The organism is Streptococcus sp. SC1 (genome assembly GCF_030272855.1).
GTDB lineage: Bacteria > Bacillota > Bacilli > Lactobacillales > Streptococcaceae > Streptococcus.
In genome coordinates, this window is the sequence record NZ_JAQCMU010000003.1 from 263876 (window position 1) to 280715 (window position 16840).

The following is a 16840-nucleotide window of genomic DNA, read 5'->3' on the forward strand; positions in this document are numbered from 1 at the left end:
AACGAATTACTGATTTCTGTCCCACTCTCTTTTTTATATTTTAACTTGTATAATTATTTGAAAAGCAGAGGAGAAAGTAGTAAAATTATATTAACATATGCAATAGGGTTTTATACTCAATTAAGGAGGAAATCATTATGTCAGTTTTCTACGTTCCATCAGTTAATTTGATTGGTAAGGGTGTCATCAATGAATTTGGTGGTCATGTCAAAGAGTTGGGCTTCAGGAAAGCTCTAATCGTAACAGACCACTACATTGCATCCAGTGACATTTTACAAAAAGTCATCAGGCCGCTAGAAGCAGAAGGCATTGAATATGTGGTTTTTGAAGGTGTAGACCCAAATCCTTCCTGTAAGAATGTCTACGATGGCTTAGCTACTCTTCAAGGAAATGACTGTGATTTTATAATCAGTGTCGGCGGTGGCTCACCTCAAGATGCTGCTAGCTGTATTTCCATCATGGCGACAAATGGGGGCAAGCCACAGGATTATGAAGGGCTCCATAAGTCTAAAGAAAAGGGTCTGCCAGTTGTAGCCATCAACACCACGGCAGGGACTTCTGCTGAAATCACTATCAACTATGTTATCACGGACGAAGAGCGTAAGGTTAAGATGGTGATGGTTGATAAAAATAGCCTAGCTCTCATCTCTGTCAATGACCCAGAGCTCATGGTTTCCAAACCAGCTAATTTAACGGCAGCGACTGGGATGGATGCTTTGACTCATGCTGTTGAGGCCTTGGTAACTCCTGGCGCTTATGGCGTGACCAAGAAACTGTCTATCGGTGCTATTGAGTTGATTAAGGAATATTTGCCGCGAGCAGTCGCTAATGGCCATGATATAGAAGCGCGTGAAGCTATGGTCAATGCTATTTTCCTTGGCGGAATGTCCTTTAACAATGCAGGTCTGGGCTACGTACATTCGATGGCTCACCAGCTTGGTGCGGTCTATCATTTGCCTCATGGCGTTTGCTGTGCTATGCTCCTGCCAGTAGTCGAGCGTGAAAATGCCAAACGTGTACCAGCAGCCTTTAGAAATGTAGCTAAAGCTTTAGGCTTGCATACAGAAGGCAAGACTGATGAAGAATGTGCAGCATATGCCATTTCAGAAATCGAAACCTTGTCCGAAACGGTCGGTATTCCTAAGAAATTGACGGAGCTTGGTATTGAAGAAAAGGACTTTGACTTTGAATACCTTTCTAAGAATGCTTTGATTGATGCTTGCGCACCGGGTAATCCTTTCATGCCGACTTTGGAAGAAACCATTGCTTTATACAAAGAATTGTTTTAAGCCAAAGGAAAACAGTTCACTCTCTAAACTTAGTTGATTTATATCAAAAAAAGACAGTTGCTCTCTCTCCTACAACTGTCTTTTTAATTTATGGAAATATGTGGAGTACAGGATTAGTGTCCTAGGATAAACTTAGCAATAGCTGTAGCAACGCCATTTTCTTCATTGCCATCTGTTACATAGTCGGCCAAGTCTTTGACATGTTGGCTAGAATTTCCCATGGCAACGCCCAAGCCAGCAAATTGAAGCATTTCAATATCGTTATTAGCATTGCCCAGTGCCATGATTTCCTCAGGATTGATCTCTAAGCGTTGCGCTAGACGCTCTAGGGCAAAGGCTTTGGTAACACCTTTTGGCATCGCCTCGTAGATGACAGGCTGGGAACGGACGCCACTGAATCGCTGGCAGAGTTCTTGAGCGAACTTGTTCTCAAAATCATCGACCTGCTCAGGATTTCCTAGGAACATAGCTTGAAACATTCGATGCTGGCCGCTGCAAGCTTCTTCAAGGCTGATTTCAGTAGGAGTCGTAAAGACGAGGGCCGCATCATCTGTCACAATTTTGCTGGCTTTCTCTCCTACGACGAAGTAATGCTCTTCATCAAACAAGGTCAACTGTACTTGGCTCTGTTCGGCCAAACTGTAGAGGTAGCGAATATCATCGGGCTTTAATTCTTGCCAATCAACAACCTGCCAATCGCTAGTCTGATGGATAGCGCAGCCATTGTCTACGATGACATATTCATTTTCATTCTCCAAGCTCAGCTCCCGAAAGTAAGGCTTGACACCCACGAGCGGTCTGCCTGTACAGAGGACAAGCTGGACTCCAGCTTGGATAGCTTGGTGAATGGCATCAATATGAGCTTGAGGAATCTTTTTTTCCTCAGTTAGCAAGGTTCCGTCCATATCAAGGGCAATTAGTTTAATCATAGTTTTTCTCCAATAGTATTTGTGAATATTATAGCATATTTTCTATCGCTAGGAGAGCAGAAATGGGAAAAGGTTGTTTTTTAATTTTTCCTCTCCTTGTGGTATAATAAGAAAATCTAGTAAGGAAAAGAGAATCTATGAAAGCAAAGCGTATCGTATTTAAAGTTGGAACGAGCTCATTGACAAATCCTGACGGCAGTCTGTCGCGGGCGAAGGTGCGGGAAATTACCCACCAATTATCGGTCTTGCATGAAGCCGGACATGAGTTGATTTTGGTATCGTCTGGAGCCATTGCGGCTGGTTTTTCTTCTCTGGGCTTTAAAAAACGTCCAACCAAAGTAGCCGACAAACAGGCTTCGGCCGCTGTTGGTCAGGGGCTTCTCCTAGAGGAGTACACCACTAATCTGCTCTTGAAGAAGATTGTATCTGCCCAGATCTTGCTGACGCAGGATGATTTTGCGGATAAACGGCGTTACAAAAATGCCCACCAAGCTTTGTCAGTCCTCCTTAATCGGGGTGCCATTCCCATTATCAATGAAAATGACACAGTTTCTATCGAGGAGCTAAAAGTGGGTGATAATGACACGCTTAGTGCTCAGGTGGCAGCCATGGTTCAGGCGGATCTTTTGGTACTTTTGACAGATGTTGATGGGCTTTACACGGCCAACCCAGCTTCAGATCCAACTGCCCAACGTCTTGAAAGAATTGAGGCGATCTCTAGCGATTTGATTGACATGGCAGGCGGGGCGGGCTCCAGCAATGGGACTGGTGGCATGTTGACCAAGATCAAAGCAGCGACTTTGGCAACCATGTCTGGTGTACCAGTCTATATCTGCTCATCACTTAAAAGCAATGCTTTATTGGAGGCAGCGAGCCAGACTCGAGATGGAAGCTTTTTCTCGGCACAGGATAAGGGATTGAAGACGCAAAAGCAGTGGCTGGCCTTTTATGCTAAGAGCCAAGGCGCCATCTATGTAGACCAGGGAGCGGCACAGGCACTCCGCTACGATGGTAAAAGCCTTCTGGCATCAGGAATTGTCAGGTTAGAGGGGCATTTTTCCTATCAAGATACGGTGACAGTGTACGAGGAAGAGACTGGTGCGATTTTAGGAAAGGGGCGCGTGCGCTTTGGTAAATCTGCCCTCAAGGACATGCTTCGATCTAGCAAGCCAAAAGGAGTCGTGATTCATCGTGACGATTGGATTTCTATTACTCCAGAGCTTCAATTGCTCTTTTCTGAATTTTAAGAGGAAATAGGAGTTTAGTTATTTCCTTTTCCCGAACTCTCCGAGATCTTTATCAATTGTAAAAAGAAATTATTGTATCTTACGAAAGGAGGCGCTATGACCTCGACACAAGAATTATTTGAAATTGTAAAAAAGTCAAAAAAATCAATCAACACGGCTACAACTGCTGAGAAAAACCATGCTTTGGAAGAAATGGCAAAGCAGCTCTGGCTTTCTCGTGCTGATATTTTAGCAGCCAATGAACTGGATATGGCAGCGGCTAAAGGTAAAATTTCAGATGTCATGCTGGACCGCCTCTATCTAGATGAGGAGCGGATTGCCGCCATGGCAGAGGGCATTCGCCAGCTGATTGCCTTGGAGGATCATGTCGGCCAAGTCTTGGAAAGGACCGAGCTTGAGAACGGCCTCGTCATCAGTAAAAAGCGAGTGGCTATGGGCGTGATTGGCATTATCTACGAAAGCCGGCCTAACGTCACCTCTGACGCTGCGGCTCTTGCCCTAAAAAGTGGTAGTGCAGTCGTTCTCAGAAGCGGCAAGGATGCCTATCAGACAGCGCTAGCTATTGTCACAGCTCTGAAAGAAGGTTTGGCTCAGACGAAGATTTCGCCGGATTGTATCCAGTTGGTTTCTGATACTAGCCGTGCTTCCGCCCAGGCTATGATGAAGGCCAAGGGCTATCTGGATTTGCTCATCCCTCGTGGAGGTGCCGGATTGATTCAGGCGGTCGTGGAAAATGCTACCGTGCCAGTTATCGAGACAGGTACTGGAATTGTCCATATCTATGTAGATAAGAATGCTGATCAAGACAAGGCTTTGGCGATTATTGAGAATGCTAAGACCAGTCGCCCCTCAGTCTGCAATGCTATGGAGGTACTATTGGTTCATGAAGAGATTGCAGCTGACTTTTTACCACGTTTGCAGAAGACCTTGGTAACAGATCGAGATGCTGCGCAAGAAAACCCTGTTGAACTACGTTTGGATAAGAAAGCAGCTCAGTATATCTCAGGAACACAAGCTAAATCGGAAGATTTTGATACCGAATTTTTGGACTATATCTTAGCGGTCAAGCTGGTTTCCTCGCTGGAAGAAGCGGTGGAACATATTGAAGCTCACAGCACCCATCACTCGGATGCCATTGTGACAGAGAACCATGCAGCGGCGTCTTACTTCACAGAGCAGGTGGATAGCGCAGCAGTTTATGTCAATGCTTCAACCCGCTTTACAGACGGCGGTCAATTTGGCCTTGGCTGCGAAATGGGGATTTCTACTCAAAAACTGCATGCTAGAGGTCCTATGGGGCTGAAAGAGTTGACCAGCTATAAATACGTCATCCAAGGAACTGGTCAAGTGAGGAAATAATGATGAAAATTGGATTTATCGGTCTGGGAAATATGGGCGGCAGTCTTGCTCGCCTAGTTGCCCAAGATGAAAGATATAGAAGCAAATTACTTCTAGCCAACCGCAGTCGAGACAAAGCTGAAAAGATTGCTGCGGAAGTTGGTGGGCAGCCGGTCAGTAATGCAGAAGTTTTTGCTCAGGCAGAGGTGATTTTTCTGGGCATCAAACCTGCTCAATTTGCTGACTTGCTGGCTGAGTATCAAGAAATTCTAGACAAACGGGATTCTCTTCTGCTGGTTTCGATGGCTGCTGGTCTGCCTTTGGGAACGTTAGAAAAATTGACACCTAGCCACCATCGTTGGCTTCGGATCATGCCTAATACACCAGTAGCCGTAGGTGAGGGCGTTATTAGCTATGCCTTATCCCAGCAGGCGAAGCAAGCGGATGAAGACATGTTGCGTGAACTTCTTTCTTTTGCTGGCCTTTTGGTCAAATTAGAGGAAAAACAGTTGGATGCGGCGACAGCTCTTGCTGGCTGTGGACCAGCCTTCGTCTATCTCTTTATTGAGGCCTTAGCGGACGCTGGTGTCCGAGCAGGACTTAGTCGCGACATAGCCCTTCAACTGGCCAATCAGACCCTTTTAGGCGCTGCTAAGCTTAGTCAGGTCAGTGGGCAACATCCGGCTCAACTCAAAGACCAAGTCTGCAGTCCGGCTGGTTCGACCATCGCCGGGGTAGCTAGTCTGGAAGAAAATGCTTTTCGAGGAACGGTCATGGCAGCCGTTCAAGCTGCCTATCAAAGGACACAAGAACTTGGTAAGTAGAGGAATTGACATTTTGCTTCTTTTGAAGAAAAAATAGAATCGTAAAGAGATATGATATATCATCATATAAGTAGTGCAGAGAGACACTCGTAGATGGCTTGTTTAAAGCCAGTACGAGTGTCTTTTTATTTTTCAAAAAACTTATCCTTACTAAGTCAAGTGAAAGTAAACCTGTGGATGACATAGATGGAGACTTTGCTCTAAGAAGAAGTAGATTAAAAAATCAACAGCTCAGCCCATATTTCTTTTGTTTTTCCTTGACAGTTAAATTGTCAGAATTTATAATAAAAGGAGAAAGGTGATAACAGTGTTATCAAATCGAAAGCATGAAAAAAGAAACAGATGAGTTAAACGAAAAAATCTTGGAAAGCGCGAGGAGTGAGTTCTTAGCTTATGGCTATCAGGATGCTTCACTGCGGAGAATTTGTAGCGCGGCTGGCTTGACGACTGGGGCTCTTTATAAGCGCTATGAGGGTAAGGACAGTCTCTTTGTTGCCCTGGTTGAGCCTACTCTGACAGCCTTAGACCAGTATGGGGAAGAGCAGAAGCGACGTGACTATGCTTTCCTAGAAGAGGGACATCTGTCTGATATGTGGGCCCATCGCTTGGAGGATCTCCAGTCCCTGATGCGGATTCTCTATGAGCATAAGGATATTGTGCAGCTTTTGCTCTTTAAATCTCAGGGGTCTTCGCAAGCGGGCTTCAGGATGCGTCTGCCTCATGTGGCTGCAGACGAGACTTATCGCTATTTGGAGCTGGCTTACAAAGAGGGGAAGATCAATCATTTGGTCAAACACGAGTTTCTGCGATCGTGCATGACAGCTTATTACACAGCTGTATTTGAGCCCTTGGCTCAAGACTGGCCCCAAGAGCAGGCGCTGGAATTTTGCCATTCCATCATGGACTTGTTTGACTGGGGAGGTTTGCTAGGTTTTTGATAGAAAGAAGGAAATTCTATGAAGAAAAAATCTGTTCTTGCTTGGATCTGGGACTTTGTTTCCCTTCATAAGATATATTTTGTGCTCAGTCTGATCTTTGCCTTTGCCTCTGTGCTTTCAGGATTTCTGCCTTATTTCTTTATTGGCGGAATGATTAATCAGCTCTTGGCTGGCAATAAAAACTGGGATTTCTACCTGCAGCAGTCAGCGTGGGCAGGTCTGGCCTGGATTGGCTACTGGGGATTCCACGGTATTTCCACCATGCTGTCACATATGGCTACTTTTAAGATTTTAGCGGAAATGCGGCACCGCCTGACAAACAAGCTGGCTAGGCTGCCTCTAGGTACAGTGCTTAGTCAGTCATCAGGCAGTTATAAAAACATTATCGTTGAGCGGGTGGATGCGACCGAAACGACCTTGGCTCACCTGATTCCAGAGTTTACCGCTGGGATTTTTGGTCCGATTATTGTTCTCATTGTCATGCTGGTTATTGATTGGCGGCTGACCTTGCTGTCTCTCCTGACTATTCCCATCGTGGCGCTGGCCTATATGCGAATGGCTGTCAATAGCGAAGCGGACTATCAAAATACTCTGGTCAAGACCAAAAAACTCAATGATACAGCGGTGGAATACATCAATGGGATTGAGGTCATCAAGGTCTTTGGCAAAGAAAAGTTTTCATACGATAAGTTTGTGACGGCTGCTAGAGAAGGAGCAGACTGCTTTATTGAATGGATGCGCAAGTTTAATCTAGAGATGGGCATTGTGACTGCATTTTTGCCATCAGGCCTACTCTTTCTGCTGCCGGCTGGCTGTTATTTCTATCTGCAAGGCAGCTTGACTGCTAGCAATTTCATTCTGATGATTATTCTGTCGCTTAGTCTTCTGACTCCTCTGATTTTAGTGGCTAGTTACATGGATGATTTACGGAAAATCGGGACTATTTTTGGCCAAGTCATTGATATTTTGGAAAAGCCTGATTTGAAAAGGCCTCAGGAGCTGAGAGAACTTCCAAAAGGAAGGGATCTGGTCATGACGGATGTCAGCTTTGGCTATAAAGATGAAGAGGAAGTACTGCATGGTATTTCGCTAAATATTAAGGCTGGCAGCATCAATGCTTTAGTTGGGCCATCAGGCTCAGGTAAGTCTACAATTGCCAAGCTCCTGGCTTCTTTCTGGGATGTCAGTTCTGGTCAGATTACCTATGGTGGCTTGGATATTCGTCAGCTTCCGCTAGACTATTACAGTCGGCAGATTGCTTACGTGACCCAGGATAACTATCTGTTTGATGAGACTATTATGGAAAATATCCGGATGGGAAATCCAGCAGCTTCTGATGAAGAGGTTATCGAAATTGCCCGTCGCTGTGGCTGTTATGACTTTATCATGAACTTGGAAGATGGCTTTGAAACTCAGGTAGGCTCTGGTGGCAGTCATCTATCTGGTGGGGAGCGTCAGCGGATTGCCATCGCCCGTGCCATGCTCAAGGATGCGCCGATTCTTATCTTGGATGAAGCGACTGCTTATACAGATCCGGAAAATGAAGCACGGATTCAGTCCAGTCTAGCTCGTCTGATTGAGGGACGGACCTTGATTGTCATTGCTCATAGGCTGTCTACGATTATGAGTGCAGATCAGATAGTCCTGGTCAATGATGGTCGGATTGAAGCTAGAGGCCGGCATGAAGAATTGCTGGCAGCCAGTCCACTTTATGCTTCCATGTGGCAGGCCCATATAGCTACTAGGGATAGTGATGAGATGGAAGGAGGGCTGACCCATGCTTAATATACTGAAGAAATTCTTTGATTTCTGTACGGCAGAGGACCGTAAGAAATTTTATCAATCCATTTATCTGGGCGTCATCAAGTCCTTTATCATCGCTCTGCGTATCCCAGCAATCGGTCTAGTCGTTATGGGACTGATTGAGAAGAATCTCTCTATGCAGACCTTCTGGCTGGCTCTGGCTATCATGCTGGTATCCACTGTACTAAACGTCTGGATTACTCTAAAAATCACCATGCTTCAGACGGAAGCGGGCTATCATACCTGTGCTCAGAAGCGGATTGAAATTGCCGAGCACATGCGCTATCTGCCCATGGGTTACTTTAATCAAAATAGCTTGGGCAAGATTACCAGTGTTACGACTAATACGCTGGAAGGGTTGTCTGATGTAGCTACGCGAGTGGTTATGATAACTGTGCAGGGATTTCTGACGACTGGCCTCATCACTATTTTGGTCTTTCTCTATGACTGGCGGGTTGGACTGGTTCTCTTGGCGGGTCTCGTCCTCTTTCTCCTGCCCAATACCCTCATGCGTTGGCAAGTTGGCAAGGTTTCTGATGACAAGTATCAGGCGGATATGGACCTGGTAGCCGTTGTTTTGGAGTACAGCCAAGGAATTGCTGAAGTTAAGAACTACAATCTGGTCAACCGTTCTGTCAAGAAGCTGTCCAAGGCTATTGAAGGAAAGAGTCAGCTAGATACTAAAATGACACTCGTGACCTCACCTTACATTGCCCTCCAGGGCATGGTGACCAAGCTGACCGGTCTCTTTATGGGTCTTTTCTCTATCTATTTTTATCTCAATGGCAGTATGGAGCTGCTGGTAACCATTATGATGATTGTCAGTGGCTTTATGATTTATGAAAATCTAGACGGCGTTGGCTCTTTCTCTTCTCTCCTACGCATTGTTGATCTGTCGGTTGATATGGTCAATCAAGTCTTAGCTATCCAGCCGATGGACATCAGCGGTCAGGATATTGAGCCTGAGAGCAGCCGGATTGAGCTGAGAGACGTTAGCTTCTCTTATGGAAATAAGAAAATCATTGACCGAGTTTCCCTCACCATTCCAGAAAAAACGACAACTGCCTTGGTCGGACCATCTGGATCGGGCAAAACAACGCTCTGCAACCTCATCGCCCGCTTCTGGGATGTGGATCAAGGAAGTATCAGTCTGGACGGACATGATGTTAGGGATTACAGCTATGACAGCCTGATTCGCAATTTCAGCTTTGTCTTCCAAAGCGTCTATCTCTTTGAGGATACTATTGCTAATAACATCCGTTTTGGCAAGCCGGAGGCCAGTCAGGAAGAAGTAATAGAGGCTGCCAAGAAAGCCGCCTGTCATGACTTTATCCTCTCACTGCCTGATGGCTATAATACCAAGATTGGTGAAGGAGGTGCCAGTCTTTCTGGAGGTGAGCGTCAGCGCATTTCCATTGCGCGAGCTATTATCAAGGATGCGCCTATTATCATTCTGGATGAAGCAACAGCCAATGTTGATCCAGAAAACGAAGAAGCCCTCATGCAGGCTATTCAGGCTCTGACTCGCGATAAGACCATTATCATGATTGCCCACCGACTCAAGACAGTTGAGCATGCAGACCAGATTTTGGTGCTGGATCAAGGCCGCATTGTCGAGCAAGGCAAACACCAAGACTTACTGGCCAAACAAGGTATCTACAGCAAATTTATCCAAGAAAGAAAAACAGCCGCCAGCTGGCGGATTGAGATGGAGGAGTGATAACCTGAAACAGCAGGCTAACGGCTTGCTGTTTTTCATTTAAAGGGAAGAATGATATAATGAAGTAGAGAAAAATCTTGAATGAGGTAGCCATGAACGAAATCAAATGCCCCAACTGTGGGGAGGTTTTTACTGTCAATGAGAGCCAGTACAGTGAGCTTTTGTCGCAGGTTCGGACTGCAGAGTTTGACAAGGAAATTCATGCTCGGATTGAGCAGGAACTGGCTTTAGCAGAGCAAAAATCCCAGAATGCTCAACAAGCCCTGCTATCGCAGAAAGAGCAGGAAATTAGCAATCTTCAAAGTCAAATTGCTCAGTTTGAGACCCAGCAGGAATTGGCAAAGAAAGAGGCTGAGCAGGCAGCTAGTCTTCAATTGCAGGAGAAGGATAAGGAAGTCCAGCAATTGGAAAGTCAGCTGACAACTCTGCGCTTGGAGCATGAAAATCAATTGCAAAAGACCTTGTCTGCGCTGGAAAAAGAGCGCGACGAGGTTAAGAATCAGCTAGTTTTGCAAGAAAAGGAAGCAGCGCTGGCTCAGACCTCGCTTAAAGAGCGCTATGAGGTAGAGCTGCGGCAGAAAGATGAGACCATAGAGTTCTATAAGGATTTCAAAGCCAAGCAGTCTACTAAAATGATAGGCGAGAGTTTGGAACAGCACTGTGAGTACGAGTTTAACAAGAATCGTATGGCCATGTTTCCGCGAGCGGAGTTTGGCAAGGACAATGATGCCAGAACAGGCAGCAAGGGTGACTACATTTACCGTGAGGTGGATGAAAATGGTGTAGAAATCCTCTCCATCATGTTTGAGATGAAAAATGAAGGCGATGAGACAGCGACCAAGAAGAAAAACGAGCATTTCTTCAAAGAGCTGGATAAGGACCGGCGGGAGAAAGGCTGTGAGTATGCCATTTTGGTGACACTTCTTGAGACTGACAGCGAGCTCTACAATTCAGGTATTGTCGATGTGTCCTATGCCTATGAGAAGATGTATGTTATCCGACCACAGTTCTTCCTGCCCATGATTACCCTTTTGCGTAATGCTGCGCTCAACTCGCTCCAATACAAGCAGGAGCTGGCCTTGGTGCGGGAGCAGAATATTGATATTACGCATTTTGAGGAAGATTTGGATGCCTTTAAAGTAGCTTTCGCCAAGAACTATCAGTCTGCTTCGACCAACTTTGGCAAGGCCATCGAAGAGATTGACAAGGCTATCCGTCGGATGGAAGAAATCAAGAAATTCCTGACGACCTCTGAAAACCAGCTGCGCTTAGCAAACAACAAACTGGACGATGTCTCTGTCAAAAAACTGACTCGCAAAAATCCTACCATGAAAGCTAAGTTTGAAGCTTTAAAGGAGAAGTAAGAAAAAAAGACAATGAACGGAATTATCAACTTAAGAAAAGAAGCGGGAATGACTTCGCATGACGCTGTCTTTAAGCTGCGCAAAATTTTAGGAACGAAGAAAATTGGTCACGGGGGCACCTTGGATCCAGATGTAGTCGGGGTACTTCCGATTGCTGTGGGCAAGGCGACACGCTTGGTCGAGTTTATGCAGGAGGAAGGAAAGATCTACGAGGGGGAGATTACTCTGGGCTGCTCAACGACGACAGAGGACGCCAGCGGAGACATTCTTGAGCGGACGCCAGTGACGGAACTTTTAGAAGAAGCTCTCATCGATGAAGCGATGGAGTCCATGACTGGTGAGATTCGCCAGATTCCGCCTATGTACTCTGCAGTCAAGGTCAATGGTCGCAAGCTTTATGAGTATGCGCGTGCAGGTCAAGAAGTGGAGCGTCCCGAGCGGCAAGTGACCATCTATAGCTTTGAACGCACCAGTCCGATTTCCTATGAAGATGAGCAAGCTCGTTTTCGCTTTCGGGTCAAGTGCAGCAAGGGAACATATGTTCGAACCCTGTCTGTTGATTTGGGAGCCAAGTTGGGCTTTGCCAGTCACATGTCCCAGCTGACAAGGACTTCTTCAGCAGGTATGAGCTTAGAAGATGCCTTGACCTTGGAGGAAATAGCGGAGCGAGTAGCAGTGGAGGATTTTACATTTCTTCAGCCTTTGGAGTTGGGGACAGGTGATCTACCCAAGATTGAACTGACGGCTGAACAGCTAGAGGAAGTCCGCTTTGGTCGCTTTATTTTCATTGAAAATGCGGCAACAATCTTGGCTGGTTTTCATAAAGGTAAGCTTATCGCCATCTTAGAAAAAAGGGAAGAATGTTATAAACCTAAAAAAGTTTTTCTTTGATCATATTGAACATATCAGAGTCCTGAAATTTATTTTCAGGATCTTTTATATGACTGGAATAATTAATTAAATCTTGAAGTTAAAAATGGACAAAAATTTTGTCCCAAAAGACATAGAAAACACTTATATAATATGATATATATCTGAAATAAAAGCACTCCAAATTTAAACATTCTGGTAAAAAAATGATGGAGTGGAAACAGGGGATTATCATTGCTTAAATCCCACTTATATGTTACACTGTAGGGAGTGACAATTTTAAATAATAAGGAGGGTTCCGATACATGGGACAAGACTGGAAGAAAATAGAAAGGCAACGTTTTACAATTCGTAAGACGAGAGCATGGGGCGCATGTTCAGTTTTTCTAGGATCAAGTATTTTCTTTCTAGGAGGGGGAGTTGCAAGTGCACAAGAAGTTAGTCCTTCTGCACAAGACCAAGCAGCTCAAGTAGCAGAAGCTGCTAGAGTTTCAGATGAAAAAGAGTCTGATAAACCGGTAACTGAAGCACAAGCTGAACCTGAAAAGAATACTGCGTCAGTAAGTGCAGATGTTCAAGCAACTGAAGCTAAAGAACAAGCTGCGCCTAGCACTGAAGAAGTAGCTAAAGCAGAAGAAGCTGCTGTTTCAAAAGACGAAAAGTCAGAAGAAACAAGCGCTCCGAAAGAAGCTAAAGCAGAAGAAAAGACTGAGCCAAAAGAAGAAAAATCAGAGGCAAAAACAACAAGTTCTGAAACTAGTGCAGCCGCACAACCTAAGCGTTCAGGCACATCAGGATTCAGAAGTGTTAGTGGCACATCAGGATTCAGAAATACTGGTGCTGCTCGCCAAGGATCTGACTATACTGTTACTCAAGATGGTAATCTAGCTACAGTTCAAGCGAATGCCTTGAAAACTCAGTTGGACTCCGCGGCATCAGAGAATTTGCCGGTTACACCGAATCCACTTCGAAATTTTGGTACTGCAACAACTGATGAAGAAAGACGCAAGTTAGAACGTCAAGCAGCTGACCTTCAAAATGCTGAAGCTCGAACCATGAGCGAAAAGATCAATAAATACTTGGCAGATAAAAGAAGAGCTCAACAACTAACTGGTCAAGAAGGAAGTTTGCAACAAATTGCTCCACAAAACCTCGTGTTCTCTGATGAGCCAAACGCAACGGCTAAGATTAGCCTGGCACAAGGAGACTGGTTCGTCAAAGACAGTACACTCTTAGCCCGCAATCAATATGTTCGTGAAGCCTTGGATAGTCGAAGCTATAACGAGTGGAGTGATGGGACAAGAACTCAACCGAATGCGGTTATAACCAGAGCTGACACAAGTCAACCGCCAGCAGAGCGAATCATCAAAGATGCCACAGATGGCTACTACATGGTTCATACGCAAGTTGGTAGAACCACAACAGTGGAGTACACCTTGAACAACTCATTTGCTGGTGGTCGACCTATTACGAAAGCTGTTGCTAGATATACGCCTAAGAAGAGTTCGGCTTATGATGATAGTATGGTAATGGCTATCCATAAAGACCCAACTATGACAGTTTGGAATGGCTCTAGCTATGATCGTAAAGGAACTGGAAACCAGTTGCATATGGAATGGGAATTCTATTATGCGGATGGCACTAAGGTAGACTTTGGCAGAACACCTGGTGTTGTTTCTTTCGCTTCACGTAACCACCACGGGGACGATATTTACGCTGAAATTTATGGTAATTTGAGCTCAAATATGCAGAATGTACAAATTGTAGGTTCTTCTATCGTTCCACAGGCAAATGGTTGGTACTATGCAAATGGTAAGAATAACTCTTATAAAGGCCAAACTGAATATCAATGGGACCAACAAGGTAATCCAAATGAATTCTGGGGAGCGGGTGCTGCAAAAGTTACAAGTGGTACATCATTGAGCTTTGATATTGCCACCACTAACCCTGGTCGATTCTGGCCACGTCCAGTTCGCCAATGGTTCTCATTCAATACCAACGTAAAAGCGAATAACGTCGTAACTAACCCTACTTTGACTTATACTCCAGCAGCTTATGTCAATGAAGTTCCAGCACCAGAACCAGAAAAATCTTATGACAGATTTGTTATGGACATTCCACATAATGTCAGAGTCGTAGATTATGAGAATGCCACTCCAGATCAAAAACGCGCCTTCGACAATCAAACTGGTTCTCAGATTGTTTACCAACAAGGTAAAGACGGACAGGTTATTGTTGTAGGACCAAAACCAGAAAACCTAAATGACGTACCGAATCCTAAGTTTACAGCTCAAGAACTTGAGACACTTAAAAATGGTGGAACTGTAAGAGGATTTAAGGGACATAATTACGTTGATCCTGTAGATACCATCATGGTTGTCAAACGTAATGCGGGACCAACTGGACCAAAAGGTGATAAGGGCGCTACTGGCGCAACCGGAGCAACCGGAGCAACCGGTGCAGCAGGACCAAAAGGTGATAAGGGCGCTACAGGCGCAACCGGAGCCACAGGTGCAGCAGGACCAAAAGGTGATAAGGGCGCTACAGGCGCAACCGGAGCAACCGGTGCAGCAGGACCAAAAGGTGATAAGGGTGCTACAGGCGCAACCGGAGCAACCGGTGCAGCAGGACCAAAAGGTGATAAGGGCGCTACTGGCGCAACCGGAGCAACCGGTGCAGCAGGACCAAAAGGTGATAAGGGCGCTACTGGCGCCACTGGAGCTAAAGGCGATAAAGGTGAAACTGGAGCAACAGGCGCAACTGGTGCTAAAGGAGAAGATGGTAAGCCATCATTAGCCCAAGTCGTGGATAATAATAACGGCACTCACACTGTTAAAGTTGGTCTTGATAAGAACAATAACGGCCAGCTCGATCCAGACGAAGTAACCTCATCTACCATCGTTAAAGACGGTAAGGATGGTAAATCTCCACTAGCTAAGGTTGTTGATAACAACAACGGCACCCATACTGTTCAAGTCGGACTCGATAAGAACAATAACGGCCAGTTGGATCCAGATGAAGTGACATCTTCTACAGTCATTAAAGATGGAAAAGCTGGTGCAACCGGTGCTACAGGAGCAACTGGAGCTAAAGGCGATAAGGGCGCAACAGGCGCAACTGGTGCTAAAGGAGAAGATGGTAAGCCATCATTGGCTCAAGTCGTAGACAACAATAACGGTACTCATACTGTTAAAGTTGGTCTTGATAAGAACGGTAATGGCCAGCTCGATCCAGACGAAGTAACCTCATCTACCATCGTTAAAGACGGTAAGGATGGTAAATCTCCACTAGCTAAGGTTGTTGATAACAACAACGGCACCCATACTGTTCAAGTCGGACTCGATAAGAACAATAACGGCCAGTTGGATCCAGATGAAGTGACATCATCTACAATCATCAAAGATGGTAAGGATGGAAAAGCTGGGGCAACCGGTGCTACAGGCGCGACCGGAGCCAAAGGCGATAAAGGTGAAACTGGAGCAACAGGCGCAACTGGTGCCAAAGGTGAAGATGGCAAGCCATCATTAGCCCAAGTCGTGGATAATAATAACGGCACTCACACTGTTAAAGTTGGTCTTGATAAGAACAATAACGGCCAGCTCGATCCAGACGAAGTAACCTCATCTACCATCGTTAAAGACGGTAAGGATGGTAAATCTCCACTAGCTAAAGTAGTCGATAACAATAACGGTACACACACTGTTAAAGTTGGTCTTGATAAGAACGGCAACGGCCAGCTTGATCCAGATGAAGTGACATCTTCTACAGTCATTAAAGATGGAAAAGCTGGTGCAACCGGTGCTACAGGAGCAACTGGAGCTAAAGGCGATAAGGGCGCAACAGGAGCAACCGGTGCAGCAGGACCAAAAGGCGATAAAGGTGAAACTGGTGCTACAGGCGCGACCGGAGCCAAAGGCGATAAAGGTGAAACTGGAGCAACAGGCGCAACTGGTGCTAAAGGAGAAGATGGTAAGCCATCATTGGCTCAAGTCGTAGACAACAATAACGGTACTCATACTGTTAAAGTTGGTCTTGATAAGAACGGTAATGGCCAGCTCGATCCAGACGAAGTAACCTCATCTACCATCGTTAAAGACGGTAAGGATGGCAAGTCTCCATTGGCTAAAGTTGTTGATAACAACAATGGCACGCACACAGTTCAAGTCGGACTTGATAAGAACGGTAATGGTGAGCTTGATCCAGACGAAGTAACATCATCTACAATCATCAAAGATGGTAAGGATGGAAAAGCTGGCGCAACCGGTGCCACTGGTGCTACAGGTGCGACCGGAGCTAAAGGCGATAAAGGTGAAACTGGAGCTACAGGAGCAAAAGGTGAAGATGGTAAGCCATCATTGGCTCAAGTCGTAGACAACAACGACGGTACTCATACTGTTAAAGTTGGTCTTGATAAGAATGGCAACGGTCAGTTGGATCCAGATGAAGTAACCTCATCTACTATCGTTAAAGATGGTAAGGATGGTAAATCTCCACTAGCTAAGGTAGTAGACAACAACA

The 16840-nt window shown here is 45.4% G+C and carries 11 protein-coding genes; 10 read left to right on the forward strand and 1 reads right to left on the reverse strand.

Annotation, left to right across the window (positions count from 1 at the left end; translation table 11 throughout):
- Window positions 1–137 precede the first annotated feature (137 nt).
- The gene (locus tag PAN94_RS06540; protein WP_285875197.1) at window positions 138–1289 is read left to right on the forward strand and encodes an iron-containing alcohol dehydrogenase; all 1152 of its coding nucleotides are present in this window, start codon (window positions 138–140) and stop codon (window positions 1287–1289) included.
- A 113-nt stretch (window positions 1290–1402) separates the two neighbouring features.
- Here PAN94_RS06540 and PAN94_RS06545 read toward each other — a convergent pair whose 3' ends face one another.
- The gene (locus PAN94_RS06545; protein ID WP_285875198.1) at window positions 1403–2218 is read right to left on the reverse strand and encodes a Cof-type HAD-IIB family hydrolase; all 816 of its coding nucleotides are present in this window, start codon (window positions 2216–2218) and stop codon (window positions 1403–1405) included.
- 137 nt (window positions 2219–2355) lie between these two features.
- Between PAN94_RS06545 and proB the strand changes: the two genes are divergently transcribed.
- The 9 genes from proB to PAN94_RS06590 all read left to right on the forward strand — a co-directional run.
- Entirely contained in the window at window positions 2356–3465 is a 1110-nt protein-coding gene (proB, locus tag PAN94_RS06550) for a glutamate 5-kinase (protein WP_285875199.1), read from the forward strand.
- Between the two features lie 96 nt (window positions 3466–3561).
- Entirely contained in the window at window positions 3562–4824 is a 1263-nt protein-coding gene (locus PAN94_RS06555) for a glutamate-5-semialdehyde dehydrogenase (protein WP_285875200.1), read from the forward strand.
- A gap of 2 nt (window positions 4825–4826) precedes the next feature.
- Complete coding sequence (proC, locus tag PAN94_RS06560; protein ID WP_285875209.1) at window positions 4827–5627, forward strand: pyrroline-5-carboxylate reductase; 801 nt, start codon at window positions 4827–4829, stop codon at window positions 5625–5627.
- Window positions 5628–5953: 326 nt separating this feature from the next.
- Window positions 5954–6565, forward strand: a complete 612-nt coding sequence (locus PAN94_RS06565) for a TetR/AcrR family transcriptional regulator (RefSeq protein ID WP_285875201.1) — start codon at window positions 5954–5956, stop codon at window positions 6563–6565.
- 18 nt (window positions 6566–6583) lie between these two features.
- Window positions 6584–8350: an ABC transporter ATP-binding protein gene (locus PAN94_RS06570; RefSeq protein WP_285875202.1), complete on the forward strand. Its 1767-nt coding sequence runs from the start codon at window positions 6584–6586 to the stop codon at window positions 8348–8350.
- Window positions 8343–10088 (forward strand): ABC transporter ATP-binding protein, encoded by a 1746-nt coding sequence (locus tag PAN94_RS06575; protein ID WP_048791822.1) that lies wholly within the window; start codon window positions 8343–8345, stop codon window positions 10086–10088. Before PAN94_RS06570 ends, PAN94_RS06575 begins: the two co-directional genes overlap by 8 nt.
- A gap of 92 nt (window positions 10089–10180) precedes the next feature.
- Window positions 10181–11452: a DUF2130 domain-containing protein gene (locus PAN94_RS06580; protein ID WP_285875204.1), complete on the forward strand. Its 1272-nt coding sequence runs from the start codon at window positions 10181–10183 to the stop codon at window positions 11450–11452.
- A 12-nt stretch (window positions 11453–11464) separates the two neighbouring features.
- Window positions 11465–12343, forward strand: coding sequence for a tRNA pseudouridine(55) synthase TruB (truB, locus tag PAN94_RS06585; protein ID WP_285875205.1), 879 nt, complete (start codon window positions 11465–11467; stop codon window positions 12341–12343).
- Between the two features lie 284 nt (window positions 12344–12627).
- Window positions 12628–16840: GbpC/Spa domain-containing protein (locus tag PAN94_RS06590; protein WP_502963013.1), on the forward strand; the 4213-nt coding region annotated here is incomplete at its 3' end.

Excerpts from the sequence above, each read along its gene's own strand:
- truB (WP_285875205.1), top strand. The coding sequence starts at position 11,465 with ATGAACGGAATTATCAACTTAAGAAAAGAAGCGGGAATGACTTCGCAT.
- PAN94_RS06555 (WP_285875200.1), top strand. The coding sequence starts at position 3,562 with ATGACCTCGACACAAGAATTATTTGAAATTGTAAAAAAGTCAAAAAAA.
- proB (WP_285875199.1), top strand. The coding sequence starts at position 2,356 with ATGAAAGCAAAGCGTATCGTATTTAAAGTTGGAACGAGCTCATTGACA.
- PAN94_RS06570 (WP_285875202.1), top strand. The coding sequence starts at position 6,584 with ATGAAGAAAAAATCTGTTCTTGCTTGGATCTGGGACTTTGTTTCCCTT.
- PAN94_RS06580 (WP_285875204.1), top strand. The coding sequence starts at position 10,181 with ATGAACGAAATCAAATGCCCCAACTGTGGGGAGGTTTTTACTGTCAAT.
- proC (WP_285875209.1), top strand. The coding sequence starts at position 4,827 with ATGAAAATTGGATTTATCGGTCTGGGAAATATGGGCGGCAGTCTTGCT.
- PAN94_RS06545 (WP_285875198.1), bottom strand. The coding sequence starts at position 2,218 with ATGATTAAACTAATTGCCCTTGATATGGACGGAACCTTGCTAACTGAG.
- PAN94_RS06540 (WP_285875197.1), top strand. The coding sequence starts at position 138 with ATGTCAGTTTTCTACGTTCCATCAGTTAATTTGATTGGTAAGGGTGTC.
- PAN94_RS06575 (WP_048791822.1), top strand. The coding sequence starts at position 8,343 with ATGCTTAATATACTGAAGAAATTCTTTGATTTCTGTACGGCAGAGGAC.
- PAN94_RS06565 (WP_285875201.1), top strand. The coding sequence starts at position 5,954 with ATGAAAAAAGAAACAGATGAGTTAAACGAAAAAATCTTGGAAAGCGCG.